At 62.8% G+C, this 17,007-nt stretch carries 18 protein-coding genes; 15 read left to right on the forward strand and 3 right to left on the reverse strand.

All coding sequences use genetic code 11. The annotated features are described in order from the left end of the window. Position 1: 1 nt before the first annotated feature. The 10 genes from HMPREF2914_RS21830 to HMPREF2914_RS21870 all read left to right on the forward strand — a co-directional run bounded on the left by HMPREF2914_RS21830 (position 2) and on the right by HMPREF2914_RS21870 (position 11,154). On the forward strand, positions 2-2,359 hold the full coding sequence (locus HMPREF2914_RS21830) for a phage tail-collar fiber domain-containing protein (RefSeq protein ID WP_139148222.1): 2,358 nt from the start codon (positions 2-4) through the stop codon (positions 2,357-2,359). Next, the gene (locus HMPREF2914_RS21835; RefSeq protein ID WP_070702849.1) at positions 2,356-2,820 is read left to right on the forward strand and encodes a phage tail assembly chaperone; all 465 of its coding nucleotides are present in this window, start codon (positions 2,356-2,358) and stop codon (positions 2,818-2,820) included. The genes HMPREF2914_RS21830 and HMPREF2914_RS21835 overlap by 4 nt, the downstream gene beginning before the upstream one ends. 90 nt (positions 2,821-2,910) lie before the next feature. After that, complete coding sequence (locus tag HMPREF2914_RS21840; RefSeq protein ID WP_070702850.1) at positions 2,911-4,086, forward strand: phage tail sheath protein; 1,176 nt, start codon at positions 2,911-2,913, stop codon at positions 4,084-4,086. A 56-nt stretch (positions 4,087-4,142) separates the two neighbouring features. Continuing rightward, positions 4,143-4,658, forward strand: coding sequence for a phage major tail tube protein (locus tag HMPREF2914_RS21845; protein WP_023089213.1), 516 nt, complete (start codon positions 4,143-4,145; stop codon positions 4,656-4,658). A 53-nt stretch (positions 4,659-4,711) separates the two neighbouring features. Continuing rightward, positions 4,712-5,050: a phage tail assembly protein gene (locus HMPREF2914_RS21850; protein ID WP_070702851.1), complete on the forward strand. Its 339-nt coding sequence runs from the start codon at positions 4,712-4,714 to the stop codon at positions 5,048-5,050. A gap of 8 nt (positions 5,051-5,058) precedes the next feature. Continuing rightward, complete coding sequence (locus HMPREF2914_RS31855; protein WP_003098394.1) at positions 5,059-5,178, forward strand: GpE family phage tail protein; 120 nt, start codon at positions 5,059-5,061, stop codon at positions 5,176-5,178. Beyond that, complete coding sequence (locus HMPREF2914_RS21855; RefSeq protein ID WP_070702852.1) at positions 5,168-7,927, forward strand: phage tail tape measure protein; 2,760 nt, start codon at positions 5,168-5,170, stop codon at positions 7,925-7,927. Before HMPREF2914_RS31855 ends, HMPREF2914_RS21855 begins: the two co-directional genes overlap by 11 nt. Positions 7,928-7,932: 5 nt before the next feature. Continuing rightward, positions 7,933-8,373, forward strand: a complete 441-nt coding sequence (locus HMPREF2914_RS21860; RefSeq protein ID WP_070702853.1) for a phage tail protein — start codon at positions 7,933-7,935, stop codon at positions 8,371-8,373. Then, positions 8,370-9,665, forward strand: a complete 1,296-nt coding sequence (locus HMPREF2914_RS21865) for a phage late control D family protein (RefSeq protein ID WP_070702854.1) — start codon at positions 8,370-8,372, stop codon at positions 9,663-9,665. The genes HMPREF2914_RS21860 and HMPREF2914_RS21865 overlap by 4 nt, the downstream gene beginning before the upstream one ends. Before the next feature lie 133 nt (positions 9,666-9,798). Next, positions 9,799-11,154 carry a Fic family protein gene (locus HMPREF2914_RS21870; RefSeq protein WP_042163804.1) on the forward strand — a complete coding sequence of 452 codons (1,356 nt, stop codon included), beginning with the start codon at positions 9,799-9,801 and terminating at the stop codon, positions 11,152-11,154. Positions 11,155-11,396: 242 nt separating this feature from the next. Here HMPREF2914_RS21870 and HMPREF2914_RS21875 read toward each other — a convergent pair whose 3' ends face one another. The 3 genes from HMPREF2914_RS21875 to HMPREF2914_RS21885 form a co-directional block, all read right to left on the reverse strand. After that, positions 11,397-11,633 (reverse strand): hypothetical protein, encoded by a 237-nt coding sequence (locus HMPREF2914_RS21875; RefSeq protein ID WP_024007748.1) that lies wholly within the window; start codon positions 11,631-11,633, stop codon positions 11,397-11,399. A 76-nt stretch (positions 11,634-11,709) separates the two neighbouring features. Continuing rightward, positions 11,710-12,033 (reverse strand): hypothetical protein, encoded by a 324-nt coding sequence (locus HMPREF2914_RS21880; RefSeq protein WP_024007747.1) that lies wholly within the window; start codon positions 12,031-12,033, stop codon positions 11,710-11,712. 76 nt (positions 12,034-12,109) lie between these two features. After that, entirely contained in the window at positions 12,110-12,541 is a 432-nt protein-coding gene (locus HMPREF2914_RS21885) for a helix-turn-helix domain-containing protein (RefSeq protein ID WP_226342740.1), read from the reverse strand. Positions 12,542-12,866: 325 nt separating this feature from the next. Between HMPREF2914_RS21885 and HMPREF2914_RS21890 the strand changes: the two genes are divergently transcribed. The 5 genes from HMPREF2914_RS21890 to HMPREF2914_RS21910 all read left to right on the forward strand — a co-directional run bounded on the left by HMPREF2914_RS21890 (position 12,867) and on the right by HMPREF2914_RS21910 (position 16,996). Next, on the forward strand, positions 12,867-13,337 hold the full coding sequence (locus HMPREF2914_RS21890) for a YmfL family putative regulatory protein (protein WP_034086376.1): 471 nt from the start codon (positions 12,867-12,869) through the stop codon (positions 13,335-13,337). Then, the gene (locus HMPREF2914_RS21895) at positions 13,334-13,627 is read left to right on the forward strand and encodes an ogr/Delta-like zinc finger family protein (protein WP_070702855.1); all 294 of its coding nucleotides are present in this window, start codon (positions 13,334-13,336) and stop codon (positions 13,625-13,627) included. The genes HMPREF2914_RS21890 and HMPREF2914_RS21895 overlap by 4 nt, the downstream gene beginning before the upstream one ends. After that, positions 13,624-13,974, forward strand: coding sequence for a hypothetical protein (locus tag HMPREF2914_RS21900; protein WP_070702856.1), 351 nt, complete (start codon positions 13,624-13,626; stop codon positions 13,972-13,974). The genes HMPREF2914_RS21895 and HMPREF2914_RS21900 overlap by 4 nt, the downstream gene beginning before the upstream one ends. A 71-nt stretch (positions 13,975-14,045) precedes the next feature. After that, a complete protein-coding gene (locus HMPREF2914_RS21905) occupies positions 14,046-14,279 on the forward strand; it encodes a hypothetical protein (protein ID WP_003098410.1) in 234 nt (77 codons plus the stop codon). Beyond that, positions 14,276-16,996: a toprim domain-containing protein gene (locus tag HMPREF2914_RS21910; protein WP_070702857.1), complete on the forward strand. Its 2,721-nt coding sequence runs from the start codon at positions 14,276-14,278 to the stop codon at positions 16,994-16,996. Before HMPREF2914_RS21905 ends, HMPREF2914_RS21910 begins: the two co-directional genes overlap by 4 nt. The last annotated feature ends 11 nt before the right edge of the window (positions 16,997-17,007 follow it).

Genomic DNA, 17,007 nt, shown 5'->3' on the forward strand with positions numbered 1-17,007 from the left:
TATGACGACTCCCAAGTACGGCGGCCTGCTCACCGACATCGGCGCGGCAGCGCTGATCGCGGCGAGCGAAGCCGGGAAGAAGTGGCAGCCCACCCATATGCTCATCGGTGACGCCGGCGGCGCGCCCGGCGAGACGGCTGACCCCATCCCCTCGGCCGCTCAGACCAAGCTGATCCGCCAGCGCTACCGCGCTCAACTGAACCGTCTGTTCGTCTCCGAGCAAAGTGCAAACGTGCTGGTCGCCGAGCTGGTACTGCCGATGGCCATCGGCGGCTTCTGGATACGGGAGATCGGCCTCGAGGACGCCGACGGGAAGTTCGTGGCGGTCGCCAACTGCCCGCCCAGCTTCAAGGCCAGCGTCGAGAGCGGGAGCGCGCGCACCCAGACCATCCGCGTGCAGATCATCCTATCCGGCATGGAGCACGTCGAACTGATCATCGACGACGGCATCGTCTACGCCACCCAGGACTGGGTGACGGCGAAGGTTGCCGCGGACTTCAAGGGACGCAAGGTGCTGGCCGGCAACGGCCTGGTCGGCGGTGGCGATTTGTCTGCGGATCGCACCATCGCCTTGCCAGCCTCCGGCGTGGGTGCCGGCACCTACCGTGCGGTCACCGTCAACGCCAATGGCATAGTCACCGCCGGCAGCAACCCGACCACGCTGGGCGGCTACGGCATCACGGACGCACTGCATGCCAGCGAGGCGGTCACTACCCCGACGGCGAACAAGCTGCTCAGGCTGAACGCGGCCGGACTACTACCGGCCTCGATTACGGGCAACGCAGCCACTGCCAGCCGGCTTGCAGCGCCCATCACGCTCAGCGCGAGCGGCGATGCAACGTGGTCAGTTCGGTTCGATGGGGCCACAAACGTCAACGGAGTCCTGACGCTGGCCAACTCCGGCGTCACCGCCGGGACCTACGCGAAAGTCACGGTGAACGCCAAAGGACTGGTTACCGGAGCCAGTGGGCTTGTAGCGAGTGATATTCCGGCCCTTGATGCCGGAAAAATCACCTCCGGCATCTTACCTGCTGCCAGAGGCGGTACCGGCAATGGTATTGGTCAGGCTGCAACGGCGGTCAAACTCGCCGCCCCTCGTACGATCTACCTCGGTGGGGACGCCAGCGGCTCGACAACGTTCGACGGTAGCGCGAACGCTGGAATCACGGTCACGCTGGCGAACTCGGGTGTAAATGCCGGCTCCTACCCCAAAGTCACTGTTAACGCCAAGGGGCTGGTTACCGGTGGCGGTGGACTGACGGCAGCGGACATTCCTGCGCTGGATGCTTCGAAGATTGCTACCGGCCGACTCGATCTTGAGCGCTTGCCGTTGGTCTCTCAGGGACTGGCCACGGCTGTGCATACCAGCGTTGATCCCAACTCGGTAGTCATTCCGCTTGTGCTGACCAACCACGCGAATGGCCCAGTGGCTGGCCGCTACTACTACATCCAGACGATGTTCTACCCGAGCGTCGAAGGCAACGCGACGCAGATCGCAACCGGCTATGCCGGCGTGGCTGATATGTACGTTCGTTATGCCTACGGCTCCCCCGCAACGACCGATCCTTCCAAGCGAGAGTGGTCAGCATGGGTCCGCTGCGATCTGGGAGGGGCGTTCGCTCATGCGCCGGATGGCGTCCTGGGTGGCGGAGTCAACTTGGATTCAATGATTGCGTCGGGCTGGTGGCATCAACCGTTCAGCGCGAACGCACAGAACGGCGCGAACTATCCAGTGGGCGAGGCCGGCATATTGACGGTGCATGCTCCAACCTCCTCGATGATCTATCAGACCTATCGTGGCTATGCTGCTGGCGGTCTGTACTGGCGCTGCAGATACAACGACACCTGGGGAGGATGGTTCCGGGCATGGGACTCCGGCAACTTCAACCCGGCCAACTACGTGGCCAAGTCGGAGTACAACTGGTCTTCGCTGCCAGGGAAGCCGGCAACCTTCCCGCCGGCAGGGCATAACCATGACGCTAGCCAGATTACCTCCGGCATCCTGCCGCTGGCTCGAGGCGGCCTTGGGGCGAACAATGCCACGACGGCGCGTAGCAACATCGGAGCCGGCACCATCGCCACAGCATCCTTGGGAGCAAGCGGTTGGTGGAGGGACAACGATACGGGTTACATCCGGCAATGGGGCCGGGTGACTGTGCCTGGTGATGGTACCGCGGCGATCACCTTCCCCATCGCGTTCCCGAATGTCTGCTTGGGCGGGTTCGCTGGTCAAACTGCGAATTTCCACCCAGGAACCGACGCGAGCACCTCGTTCTATAACCCGTCGACGACAGGTGCAACTTTGGAAAACGGGTATCAATTCCAGGCGGTTTTGCTTTGGGAGGCATTCGGTCGATGAGCGCTAGCTATGTTTTCTCGCCGTCCGCGAGGGTCTTCTACCCCGTGTCCTTGCGCGAGGTCTACGAGGCCGGGATCGGCTGGCCGGATGACGGCGTCCCCGTCAGCGATGAAGTACACGCCCGCATTCTGCTAGAACAGGAGTCTGGCCGTGTGATCTGCGCGGACGCCGGTGGACAGCCAGCAACGAAAGAACCACCGCCGCCCACAGAGGAGGTGCAAGCCGCGATTGAGCGCAACTGGCGCGACCGCCAGCTCGTCGACACCGACGCCCTAGTCGTCCGTCACCGCGACGAGCTCGAGGTTGGTACCACGACGCTCAACGCGGAGCAGTACCAGGCGCTGCAGGCCTACCGCCGCCAACTGCGCGACTGGCCGGAGTCCGGTGAGTTTCCGCTCGCAGAACACCGGCCGACCGCACCGGACTGGCTTTATCACCAGATCGAAGACGGCGTCTTGTAGCTTCCCGCCGTACAAGCGTCCCACCTCGCCCCATCGCCGCGCGCGCGGCAGCCTGTGCAGTGTCATCCAACCACTGCACAGGCACACCCCATGGCCGCTGACCAATACCATCACGGTGTCCGGGTCCAAGAGATCAATGACGGGACCCGCCCCATTCGCACCATCGCCACCGCGATCATCGGCCTGGTAGCCACCGCCGAAGACGCAGACGCCACCGCCTTTCCACTCGATACACCGGTACTCATCACCAACGTGCAGGCCGCCATCGGAAAAGCAGGCACCAGCGGTACGCTGCCCGCAAGCCTGCAGGCGATCGCCTACCAGGCCAACGCAGCCACCGTTGTGGTACGGGTGAAGCCGGGCGAGGATGAAGCCGCGACCAATAGCGCCGTCATCGGCGGCGTCAGCGCCGAAGGCAAGTACACCGGCATGAAGGCCCTGCTCGCTGCCAAGGCCCGCTTGGGCGTGGTACCGCGCATCCTCGGCGTGCCGGGCCTGGATACACAGCCGGTCGCTACCGCACTCATCGCCATCGCACAGCAGTTGCGCGGCTTCGCCTACGTCTCCGCCAACGGCTGCAAGACCAAGGAAGAGGCCACCGCCTACCGCGAGAACTTCGCCGCGCGCGAAGCCATGGTGATCTGGCCGGACTTCCTGACTTGGAGCACCGTGGTCAACCAGACCGTACCTGCGCCAGCTGTTGCCCAGGCCCTGGGCTTGCGCGCCCGAATCGATCAGGAGGTCGGTTGGCACAAGACTCTGTCGAACGTCGCCGTCAACGGCGTGACCGGCATCAGCGCCGACGTGTTCTGGGACCTGCAGAGCCCCAGCACCGACGCCAACTACCTCAACGAGAACGAGGTCACCACCCTGGTGCAGGAAGGGGGATTCCGCTTCTGGGGTTCGCGCACCTGCAGCGATGATCCGCTGTTCGCCTTCGAGAACTACACCCGCACCGCCCAGGTGCTGGCCGACACCATCGCCGAAGCGCACATGTGGGCGGTCGACAAGCCCATGCACCCGTCGCTGGTGCGCGACATCCTCGAGGGCGTGAACGCCAAGTTCCGCGAACTCAAGGGGCTCGGCCTGATCATCGATGCCCAGGCCTGGTACGACCCCAGCATGAACGACAAGGACACGCTCAAGGCCGGCAAGCTGCGCATCACCTACGACTACACCCCGGTGCCGCCGCTTGAGGACCTGACCTTCTTCCAGAAGATCACCGACAGCTACCTCGTCGACTTCGCCAGCCGCGTCAACGCCTGACGCCCAGCGCTCCCCGGACGGGGAGCCGACCCACCTGATTTCCGGAGAGCCCCACAATGGCCATGCCGCGCAAGCTCAAGAACATGAACCTCTTCAACGATGGCGGTAGCTACCAGGGCCTCGTGAAGTCCTGCACCCTGCCCCCGCTGGCCCGCAAGATGGAGGCCTTCCGCGGGGGCGGCATGAACGGCCCGGTCAAGGCCGACCTCGGCCACGACGACGACGGCATCCAGTTCGAGTGGACCGTCGGGGGCCTGGATCTGACTGTCCTCAAGCAGTACGGCGCAGTCAGCGCCAGCGGCGTGATGCTGCGTTTCGCCGGTGCCTACCAGCAGGACGATACCGGCGCGGTCACGTCCGTCGAAATCGTCGTTCGCGGCCGGCACGAGACCATCGAAATGGGTGACGCCCAGCCCGGCGAAGACACCGAGCACAAGATCACCACCACCTGCAGCTACTACAAGCTCGTCGTCAACGGCGAGGAAATCATCGAGATCGACCTGCTGAACTTCGTCGAGAAGGTCAACGGCAAGGACCTGCTCGAGGCACAGCGCAAGGCCATCGGCCTGTAGTCCCTTCCCGCCGGCCCGGCCGGCGGTTTCTTTCCCCCTTGGATACCGAACCCATGAAAAACGAAAAAAACACCGCAACGCCGGCCGAACACCAGACCATCACCGACAACTTCGTAGTCCTTGACCAGCACATCAAGCGCGGGGAGCAAATCATCAACACCCTCACTCTGCGCAAGCCCTCATCTGGCGAACTCCGCGGCCTGCACCTGCTCGACCTGCTGCAGTTCGACGTGACTGCGACCATGAAAATCCTGCCGCGCATCAGCCAGCCGACCATCACCGAGCCCGAGGCCGCCGGCATGGACCCGGCTGACCTGCTCGCCTGCGGCCAGGTGATCGCCGGTTTTTTGCTGCAGAAGCGGGCGAAGGCGGCAGCCTCCCTGATCGCGTAGAAAACGCCATGGCCGACCTGGCCGTGACGTTTCACTGGGCGCCGGACCATATGGACCGGCTCTCGCTCACCGAACTGATGGAATGGCGCGAACGCGCCCGGGTACGGAGTTCCGCCGATGGCGAATGACCTGCAGCTGCGCGTGCTGCTCAGCGCGATCGACAGAGCCACCGCTCCCCTGCGTCGCATCATGCAAGGCAGCGACGCGACGGCCCGGGCGCTCAAGGCAACTCGCGAGCGCCTGAAGCAGCTCAACGCTCAGCAGAGCGACGTGCGCGCATTCCGCACCCAGCGCGGCGCCCTGGAGCAGGTCAGCACCGCGCTGGCCGCGCAACAGGCCCGGGTGAAAGCACTGGCCCAGCAGATGGCCACCGCCGGCAACCCCACCCGTGCGCTCACCCGCGACTACAACCGGGCCATCCGTGAAGCCGGTTTCCTCAAGCAGCAACACCTGCAGCAGAGCCAAGCCCTGCAGCAACTGCGCACGCGCCTCAGCAACGCCGGCATCAGCACGCGCAACCTCGGCCAGCATGAGCGCGACCTGCGGGCGCAGATCCAGGCGGCCAATGGCGCCATCAACAGCCAGGCGCAGCGCTTACGCAACCTCAGCCAGCAGCAGGAGCGCCTAACCCAAGCCCGCAACACCTACAGCCGTGGCATCCAGAGCGCTGCCGCGCTGGCCGGCACCGGCATGGCGGCGCGCGCGACGGGCATGTACACCGGCGACAAGCTGCGGCAGATGCTCGGCGTGGGCTACGAGTTCGACGCAACGATGTCGGCCACCCAGGCGGTGACCCGCATCGAGCGCAAGGACGATCCGCAGATGCAGGCGCTGCGGCAACAGGCCCGCACCCTGCCGCTGTCCAGCAAGTTCACCGACAAGGAAGTCGCCCAGGGCCAGTACTTCCTGGGCCGCACCGGCTACAACGCGAAGCAGATCCTCGGCGCAATGCCCGGCATGCTCAACCTGGCCGCCGCGGGCGACATGGACCTCGGCGACACTGCTGACATCGCCTCGAACATCCAGACGGCGATGGGTATTCCGGCCGAGAAGATGGACCAGGTGGCCGACGTACTGACTGCGGCGTTCACCCGGAACAACGTCGACATCCGCATGCTCGGCGACTCGCTGAAGTACTCCGCCGGCGTCGGCCGCGAGTACGGCCAGAGCCTGGAGACGGTCACCACCGCCACGGCCCTGCTCGGCAACGCCGGCGTCCAGGGCAGCATGGCGGGCACCTCGATGCGCTCTGTTCTGACCCGCCTGGGCACGTCCAAGGCGGTAGCCAAGCTGGGCGTCCAGACCAAGGATGCCAACGGCAACATGCGCGACATGCTGGACATCCTGAAGGACATCAACAAGAAGACCGCCGGCATGGGCAACGTACAGCGCGGCGCGATCTTCAAGGACATCGCCGGGCAGTACGCGGTGACCAGCTTCGGCACCCTGATGCGCGCCGTCGAGGGCGGCCAGTTCCAGACCATGCGCGAAAGCCTGAACAACTCCGAGGGCGAGGCCGCCCGGGTCGCGGCCACCCAGCTGGACAACCTCAAGGGCGACATGACCATGCTGCATGCGGCCCTGGAAAACATTTCGGTCGAGCTGTTCGACAAGAACAGCCCCTGGCTGCGCGAACTCGCCGCCGACCTCAGTCACCTGCTGCACAACGTCGGCGAGTTCCTGAAGGCCAACCCGCAAGTCAGCAAGGGCATCGTCATCACCGTCGCCGCGTTCTCGGCGCTGATGGCCATCGTTGGCAGCCTGGCCATCACCCTCGCCGGCATCCTCGGCCCGATGATCGCGGTCCGCTTCATGCTCAGCACCATCGGCATTCGCCTGCCCGGTCTGATCGGCTTGCTGAAACTGCTGTTCGCACCGATCCGCATGCTGGCCGGCCTGTTGATCGGCCCACTGGTGACCGCCCTGCGCGTCGTGAGCATCGCGCTGTGGGGCCTGGCCGCCAACCCGGTGGTCCTGGCAATTGCCGCCGTCGTCGCGGTGCTGGCCGGCGCCGCGTACCTGATCTATCGCAACTGGGACGCCGTCAAGGCGTACCTACTGGGGCTGTGGGAAGAGATCAAGGCAGGTTTCGACGGCGGCATCGGGGGCATTCTTTCAACCCTGATGAATTTCAGCCCCCTCGGTCTGATCTACCGTGCGTTCTCCGGCGTCCTGGGCTACCTGGGCATCGATCTACCGGCACGCTTCACCGATTTCGGCAACATGATCGTCCAGGGCCTGGTGAACGGCCTGCTCGCCGGCATAGGGCAGATCAAGCGCGCGGTCCAGCGCGTCGGCGGCGCCGCGATCGACTGGTTCAAGGACAAGCTCGGCATCCATTCACCATCGCGGGTGTTCGCCGATCTGGGCGGGTTCACCATTGCTGGCCTGGCTCAGGGCCTCGACGCCGGCCAGGCCGGCCCGCTGGGCGTAATTGCGCGTATCGGCCAGGGCCTGGTCAACGCAGGGCGCCAGGCTGTCGCCGGCCTGGACAGTGAGCTGACCCGAAGCGCCCGCCCGACGATCACCCCGCCGGCAGTGGTGACCGAACTGGTCGCGGCCCAGCGCCAACGCTCGCCGACGTTCGACCAGCCGCTGCTGGCCATGCTGGGCGACCTGGGCAAGAGCGCCGGCGCCATCGGTGCCCTGGTGCTCGGCGCCAGCGCCCCAGCGCAGGCCATCACCATCGACAACCGTCCCCCGGTCAGCTCGGCGCAAGCGGCAGTCAGCATCGGCGGCGACACCTACTACATCACCATCCAGGCCGGTGCGGGCAGCGACGCCGCAGATCTGAAACGCACGCTCAGCCAACTGCTGGACGAGCGCGAACGCAACAAGGCGGCGCGCCTGCGCGCCCGCCTGCAGGACCGGGAGTAACCACCATGATGCTGTCCCTCGGGATGTTCGTCTTCAGCCTGCACACGCTGGCCTACCAAGAGTTCCAGCGGCAGACCGAGTGGCGACACGCCAGCAGCAGCCGCATCGGTGCCCAGCCGGCGCGCCAGTTCGTCGGTCGCGGCGACGACGCAATCACCCTGCCCGGCGTGCTGCTGCCGGAGCTGGCCGGCAGCGCGTTGAGCCTGGACGTGCTGCGGCAGATGGCTGACACCGGGTCGGCCTGGCCCATGGTCGAGGGCACCGGACGCATCTACGGCCTGTGGGTGATCGAGCGTGTCACCGAGACGCGGACACTCTTCTTCGCCGACGGCACCCCGCGGCGGATCGAGTTCTCCCTCGAGCTCAAGCGCATCGACGACGGCCGCACCGATCTGCTCGGCTCGGTCCTCGGTACCGCCGGCAACCTGCTGAGACGCCTCCTGTGATCGATGCCGCCCTTGCCCGCGTGACGGGCTACCTGACCAGCGCCGTCGACCAGCTGCAGCGCGACGCCGGCTACCCGGTGCCGGTGTTCCGGCTCACGGTCGACGGCAACGACATCGCCCAGCTCATCAGCCCACGACTGATCGCCCTGGACCTGACCGACAATCGCGGCCTCGAGGCCGATCAGTTGAGCGTGACACTCAGCGATCATGACGGGCTGCTCGCGATCCCCCCGCGCGGCGCCGTGCTGCACCTCTGGCTGGGCTGGAGTGACAGCGGACTGGTCGACAAGGGCACCTACACCGTCGACGAAACCGAGCACAGCGGCGCGCCGGACGTGCTCAGCATCCGCGCCCGCTCGGCAGACCTGCGCAAGGGACTGAAGGTCAAGCGCGAGCGCAGCTGGAGCAGCCCGAAGACGTTGGGCGACGTGCTCACCGACATTGCCCTCGGCAACAACCTGAAGCCGGTGCTCGCGCCGGCGCTGGCGGGCCTGCCGATCCTGCAACTGGACCAGGCCAACGAGTCAGACGCCAACCTGCTGACCCGCCTGGGCGAGGACTTCGATGCGGTGGCCACCGTGAAAGCCGGCTGCCTGCTCTGCCTGCCGGCCGGCGGCGGCAAGACTGCCAGCGGCCTGGCGCTGCCGCACATCATCCTCACCCGCCAGGATGGCGATCAGCACCGCTACCTGCAGGCCGACCGCGACAGCTACGACGGCGTGCGCGCGTACTTCTACGACGTGAACAGCGCGAAGAAGCAAGAGGCCATCGCCGGTGCCAAGGGCGACAACCTGAAGGACCTGCGCCACACCTACAGCGACCGCCAGAGCGCCCTGCGCGCCGCCCGCGCCGAGTGGAACCGCCTGCAGCGTGGCAGCGCCACGCTCAGCTACGTGCTCGCCAGAGGCCGGGCGGACCTGATCCCGGAGCTGACCTACACCCTGCAGGGCGTGAAGACGGAGATAGACGCGATCATCTGGTACGGCGGCAATGTGCAGCACAGCCTCAGCGCCGACGGCGGCTACATCACCAGCCTGGAGCTGGAAAGCAAGTTGCCCGAGGACCTGGTCAGCGACCTGGCCGACGACACCGGCGGCGACTACACCGGCATCATCGCCTACTACCGCGACGAGAAGAGCGGGAAGGAGAAGACCATCACCGCGGGAGACCAGAGCAAGCCACGCCGCCTGCGCTACCTGTACAGCACCAAAGCGACGGCGAAACGTGCGGTGGATCGGGAGTGGAAGCGGCTGCAAGCAGGCACGGCACGGCACGGATATGGCACCAGCTAAGGATGCGGACGAACGAGGCTGGGCGAATTTTCTGAGGTGGTTCCCAAGCCTGCCTTGTCTCAAAAATTTGGTTTGTTGAAATGAGGATCGACGTGTAGTCTTATCTCAATAAGCCTATTTTTTGAGACTCGTCATGCTGAAAAATCCACCTCCGACGATCATGAACCCTTTCCTAAAGCTAGACTTTAAAAACCCCGTGCTATTGAGGGAATACATGGCCCTGCATAGCCCGCTCGATTCGAAGGGCCGGTATCTCCACTATGACAAGCTTCGATTCAGACTCCATAAGGAACTGGATCACACCATTGCTTGGTCGCTCGTAAAACAGGCTAGAAGAAGCCAGTTAAAAGAGGTTATCAAGTTAGGAGAGCCAGCGCAGCCAGGTCACTTGCTCCTGACCCCAAACATACAGCGGGCAATTTCCGAGTGCGACAGGAGAACTACTACTGCCGCATTAGAGTGGATGTGCAATAAAATTGGCGAACAGCAGCACTTAGAATATCTACTAAATGACTTAGTAGAAGACGAAGCTATTAGTAGCAGTCAGCTAGAAGGGGCCGCAACAACTACCCAAATCGCGAAAGATATGTTAAAGCGGAAGCGTCAACCCCGGACCCCTTCCGAGAAAATGATACTTGGCAATTTCAAGATGATGAACTTTGCCTGGAAGAATAGAAATCTCCCCTTGAGCTTAGATCTGATTGCTGAACTCCACTCAACAGGGGTAGAAGGAATTGACGACGAAAAATACCGGCCTGGCACTTTTAGGCAAACCGATGATGTTGTAGTGGTCGACGGAGAAGGCAATACAGTTCACATACCGCCACCTGCGGACGGCCTTGAAGAACGGCTCCAGCGACTGGTTGACTGGGTGAATACTGACCACTGCCACGCAAAGGATGACCACTATATTCACCCGCTGGTAAAAGCAATCATAATTCACTTTTCCATAGGCTTTGAGCATCCCTTTCATGATGGAAACGGCCGAGTTGCAAGATCATTGTTTTACTGGCTTTTGTTCAAGCACGAATTTGGCGCTTTCAGATACATTGCCATAAGCACCCTATTGAAATCAGCACCAGCCAAGTACGGCAAAAGCTACCTATATACTGAAACCGACAATCTCGACTTGACCTACTTTATTGATTACCAGTGCGACATCATAAGCAGGGCAATCGATGCTTACATGGACCAATACAACAAAACCTTAAGAGACATCGAAGAATTTAACGCCTTTCTCTATAAATCCGGCCTCTACGGGGAGCTTAGCGACAAACAAAGAACCATCTTTCAAGTAGCAAAAAATGGACGCGCAACCAACTTCACAGCCCAAAATGTTCGTGAAAACCTACGCTGCTCTTACAATACCGCTTCAACGGCACTTAATGGACTAGTAGAGAAAGGCCTCTTCACGAAGTACAAGGAAGGAAGGGAGTGGGTCTTCTCCATGCTTCCCCGTGGCGACATCATCAGCAATTGGAAAAGATAGCGTCGGCCCGACTATGGTGGAATCACCACAACTGGCGGCGATGGAGGACCGTACGGCGTGAATTCCATGCCCCGATGGAACAAGATTCTGCCACCAACCGTGTGTGCCACACACATGGTTGCCAACGACAGAAAGATGCGGGAGGCCGCAACCATTCTTGGGTGTCCAAAAGGCTCATGTCCCAAGGGAAAAAACAGAAGCCCAGCGCTGGGCCGGGCTTCTGATGGAGTGTCGTGAGTTGGCTACCCGCCGGGTATGAATCGTGCGGCGGTAAAAGCAATGCCGGCAAGAACAACAGCCGTACCAACGAACCACTTGGTCTGAGAGCCGAACTCAGAGGCAATGGCCGCCTTGAGTTCAGCCATGTCCGTCTTGGTGGCCATCGTCTTCTCTATGCCATCGAGTTTGGTTTCGACACGCGCCAACCGCTCCCTCATATCAGGAAGCAGTTTCTCCAACGTCTCTATGCGCTTTTCCAAGTCGTCACCTCCGGGTGGCTGGCTACCCGTAGTATCGCCACCACCACGTCGTCCTGTCCAATGAGCCTGGATTATCTCACCCACGCTGGTCCCTGCCTTCTTTGAATGCCGCGATCTTGTACATGCTGATCAGCGAGAAATGCCCGCATTGGGGGCACGTCACACCAGCACACTTCGTCCAACCATCGGCCTTGTCCGCCATACCGATACAGAAAGGAATCAACACAGGATCGTCATCCGACTTGCCCGTCTCAGGATCGATCTTAATGTGGAAATCCCAAGTTCCATCATGGTCACAATGGGGGCATTTCGAGTAGCGGCCGGCATGCTCGAAGAAGCGAATTAAGTCGCTAGCCCTAAGCACACCCATTCGGGATTCATCAATTTTCATGGTGGTCATAGGGACGTTATCCGTTGTTCACCTAGGTCAGCACTGACGTAACGGCAGTCCATGTCACGTTCTCAACGGGAACAGATCATGCCAGCCTTTTAACATCAGCGACAACGGCCTCCAGCTCCGCAAGGCGCTGCTCCAGAATTTTCAGACGTTTCTTTTCCTCAGCAGCAAGCTGTATTTCTCGCTGCTCGCCCTCGTCTAGTTCGCGCCAAAGTGCCAGCAGGGCCTGCTCACGAGGGTTCTCCGCCCCACCGGGCGCTTCTCCTACGGATACGCCTCTGAGCATCCGGCCATCCCCTGTAAGCAGCCAGTCAACAGAGATACCCAATCGAGAACTTATCGTTCCCAAGGCCTCAGCGTTCGGCTCCCGCAGCCCCAGGGTATAGTTCTGGAACGATCTGTACGGTATTCCGCAGGCTTCTGCAGCTTCCTTTATCGAAAGCCCCTTGGCTTCCAAGGCCGCACGCAGCCGCACAGAAGTTTCCATTTGTGCATTTTTATCTGTTGACATTTCCAAACGAGTGCCTAACATATGTCCGAGTGAGTACATCTTATCTATATGGGAACACTCGATCTATGACCCCTAATCAGATCCGTGCACGTCTCGTCGAAAAGGGCAGCAGTTACCGGAAGTTCGCCCTGGCTCGCGGCTACGAGCCACGCAATGTCACCCAGGTAGTGGCTCGCTGGGCAGGAGCGGATCGCTTTCCTAATGGCCGCCTCGCCTACGCGATTCTCAAGGACCTATCTGAAGAGATAGGGGCAGATGTTGTCCCCGGTATCCGCCGAGCTGCAGACAAACAGTAATGGCCACCGCCCTGGAGAGACACCAGAAGATGAAACGCCCGCTCCTAGAAACGCGGCGCCAGGTAGTCAGCGCGATCATCGGTGCCTACCCCGGCGGTCGCGAATGCGCCGCCGCCCGCCTGGGCCTCGATCTGAAGAAGTTTGACAACCACGCTTATGAGAACGCCGGCAGCAAGCCGCTCAGCGACGACCAGTTGCGCTTGCTTGAGCAGGAAACCGGCACCAGCCACTTCCCCGAGTACGTCGCACACCTGTATGGCGGCATGTTCGTACAGATGCCCGATCCGGCTCAGCTGGACAACCTCGACCTGTACGCGAGGGGCGTCGCCACCGCCATCAAGCGTGGAGAGGTCGACCGCATCATCGCCGAGGCGCTGCGCGATGGTGAGATCGACGAAGCCGAACTCGCTGAAATCATTGTCGCTCACCGCCAACACCTGGCCGCACGGCACGCCGAGGTCGGCGCAGTGATCACCCTGCACAGGAGGGTCAAGGCGTGAGCGTCTACAAGCTAGTCTGCCCCTGCTGCCACAGCCGGATGCGAATCCGCTCCTCCGAAGGCCAGACCCCGTGCTTCCGCTCGATGTACGCGCAATGCACAAACGCGCTCTGCGGCGCCACCTTCGCCGGCTCCCTGAGCTGGGACTACCAGCTCAGCCCCTCGGGCCTCGAGCGGCCACTGCTGGTGCTCCCCATGGCACCTTCGAAAACCCGTCAACTGGCACACCGCGACCTCGCGGCCGCAACCAACCAGTTGGACCTGCTGGACCACATGGAGTGCATGCAATGAACGGCAGCAACGACTATCGCAGCACCATGCAACAGGCCGCCGCTGCCTACTTGCGGAGCAACGCGAACCAGTACCTGTCCTCCGGCTCCGACCGGCTGTTCAGCGCCTGCGTCAATCATCTGGTCAAGGGCCTCGAGGTTCCCCAGTTCATGGCCGAGCGACTCGCCCAGCGCGCCTGGGACCAGCTCTTCGCAGGTCCGGAGCCGATCTGGCTGGGTATCGACTGGGGCGAGGGTGACAACGAAGTGGTCTACCTGATCGACACCCGCAGCCACTGCCGCTTCCCGATCCCGGCCCGCTACCTGCCGGACCATCTGCTCAAGCAGCGCCCGCAGCACACCCCGTAACCACCCTGAAATCGACCCACCCACTGCCGTGGGTTTGGGGAAGTTACGCCCAGAATTCGAGGTATTCCGCCATGAGCGGCCACATTTCAATCACCGTCGAAGTCGACCAGAACCAGGCTGAGAAGTACCTGCTCTGGCTGGTCAGCCAGTACGAAGCCGCCATGGCCGAGTGCTGGTACGACGACCGCTACCGCTATACCCCGCAGGGGCTACGCGGCAAGCGCATCCTCGAGGATCGCCCACACATTGCCGGCATCTGCCGGACCATCCGCGAACTGCGCAAGCAGATTCGGGGGCGCGCATGAAGGAAATGGACCGCGAACTCAAGGCCGACGTGCTGCGCCGCCTGCAGGATCAGTACGGCCTGACGCCGATCAAGGGCACGAAGTACATGCGCAAGGGCGAGTGCCCGACGTGCGGCAAAAAGGAGCTCTACACCCTGGTCGACAGCCCCTGGTTCATCCGCTGCGGGCGCGGCAAGTGCGGCGACACCTGGCACATCAAGGAAATCTACCCGGAGCTCTTCGACGACTGGAGCAAGCGAGCGCCGGCCACCGACAAGGAACCCGCCGCCTCGGCCCGGGCGTACCTGGCACATGCCCGCGGCTTCGACTTGACGCTGATCGATGGCTGGTACAGCCAGGAAAACTACTGGGACCGCGACCTTGAGATCGGTAGCGCGACAGTACGCTTCCCGCTGAAGAAAGGCGGCTACTGGGAACGCCTGATCGATCGCCCGAGCCGCTTCGGCAAGAAGAAGGCGCGCTTCAAGCCGGGCGACAGCCCGCGCGGTGTCTGGTGGTGCCCACCCAGCGTCGACCTGCAGGAGGTGAAGGAGCTGTGGATCGTCGAAGGTATCTTCGACGCCATCGCGCTGCTGCACCACGGCATCGACGCCGTGTCGGCCATGAGCTCCAACGCCTTCCCCGAGCAGTCCTTGCGCGAGCTCGCGGCAGCCCGTGGCGGCAAGCTGCCGAAACTGATCTGGGCGCTGGACAACGAACCAGGTGCCCACAAGTACACCCGGCGCTGGGTGACCGAGGCGCGTGCCCTGGGCTACGTCTGCGAAGCGGCCCAACTACCGCAGCGCAACAACCGCAAATTCGACTGGAACGACCTGCACCAGCGCTGGATGTTCATCGATGACGCGGCCGAGCGCGCCGCACAGATCGAGAAGGACCTCAAGACCGCGCGTCATGAGGGCGCGCTGCTGATCGCCGAGAGTGCGGCGGAGAAGGCCCTGCTGATGTACGACTGGGGCAAGCGCGGTGAATTCCACTTCCGCTTCGCCAACCGCCTCTACTGGTTCAAGCTGGATATCGAGAAGTTCAACAAGGCCATGCAGAGCCTGGAGGACAGCGACAACCACGACGACCAATTGCTGAACCAGAAACAGATGCGCGACAAGGCCCTGCAGCAAGCCGGCGGCGTCGTGGAAATCGCCAACTGCTTCCCCCAGGCCCTGTACTTCCAGCGCAACGAGGTCACAGACGAGAGCTGGTACTACTTCCGCATCGATCGCCCCGACGACGAGAGCGTGAAGAACACCTTCACCAGCGCCCAAGTCGCGGCGGCCAGCGAGTTCAAGAAGCGCCTGCTCGGCGTGGCAGCCGGGGCGATCTTCACCGGCAGCGGCGCGCAGCTCGACCAGATCATGAAGCTGCAACTCACCGGCCTGAAGACGGTGGCCACCATCGATTACCTGGGCTACAGCCGGGAGCATGCCTGCTACGTCCTGGGCGACGTGGCGGTGCGCGGCGGCGTGATCGAGAAGGCCAACGCCGAAGACTTCTTCGAATTCCAAAAGCTGCGCCTGAAGACCCTGCAGCGTTCGATCAAGCTGCAGATCGCCACCGACGCCAAGGACTACCGCCCGGAGTGGCTGGACTGGCTGTGGACCTGCTTCGGCGCCAAGGGCCTGGTGGCGCTGGCATTCTGGTTCGGCTCGCTGTTCGCGGAGCAGATCCGCGCCGAGTTCCAGTCCTTTCCGTTCCTCGAGGCCACCGGCGAGGCCGGTGCCGGCAAGTCCACGCTGATCACCTTCCTGTGGAAGCTGCTCGGCCGGGCGGACGAGGAAGGCCAGGACCCGTCGAAGATGACCAAGGCGGGCCTGCGCCGCTGGCTGACCCAACTGTCGAACATGCCCATGGTCATGCTCGAGGCCGACCGCAGCGACAACAGCCGCGCCGGCGGCGCCGCCAAGTCCTTCGACTGGGACGAGTTCAAGCCGCTGTTCAACGGCCGCGCGTTGGGCGTGACCGGCCAGAAGACCGCCGGCAACGAGACCTACGAGCCCCCCTTTCGCGGCACTCTGGTGATGAGCCAGAACGCCACGGTGCAGGCCTCCGAAGCGATCATGACCCGTATCGTGAAGCTGCACTTCATTCGCCCAGAGATCACCCGCGAGAGCCAGGCCGCGGCCGACAACCTCAACCACCTGGACGTGCTCGAGGTCAGCCACTTGCTGCTGATGGCCATCCGCTCCGAGGCCCGCGTGCTGGAGTGCTTCCGCGAGCGGCTGAAGGTTCACAGCGCGACGCTGCGCGGTCTGAAGCAGATTCGTATCGAGCGGCTGATCCTCAACCACGCGCAGATGATGGCCCTGGTCGACGCGCTGCGCCTGGTGGTGCCGCTGTCCGAGCACCAGCTCGCCTGCGCTCAGCAGACCCTGATGACGATGGCCCTGGAGCGCCAGGACGCCGTCAACGCCGACGCGCCCGAGGTGGCCGAGTTCTGGGAGGTCTACGCCTACCTCGAAAACCTCAGCGAAGAGCCGGTGCTCAACCACAGCAAGAACCCCGGAACCATCGCCATCAACCTTAATGAGTTCGTGAAGCTGGCCGCCGACCACCGCCAGAAGGTGGCCGACGCGGCAACCCTGCGCGACCTGCTGAAAGAGTCCCGCCGGCACAAATTCATCGAATACAAGGCCGTCGACAGCGCAGTGCGGGCGGCACACGCCCGCCAGAACCCTTTCACCAACCGACCCAGCACCGTCAAGTGCTGGATTTTCCAAGCCTGACCGGCGCGGCA

Source organism: Pseudomonas sp. HMSC067G02 (assembly GCF_001813485.1).
Taxonomy (GTDB): Bacteria; Pseudomonadota; Gammaproteobacteria; order Pseudomonadales; family Pseudomonadaceae; genus Pseudomonas; species Pseudomonas aeruginosa.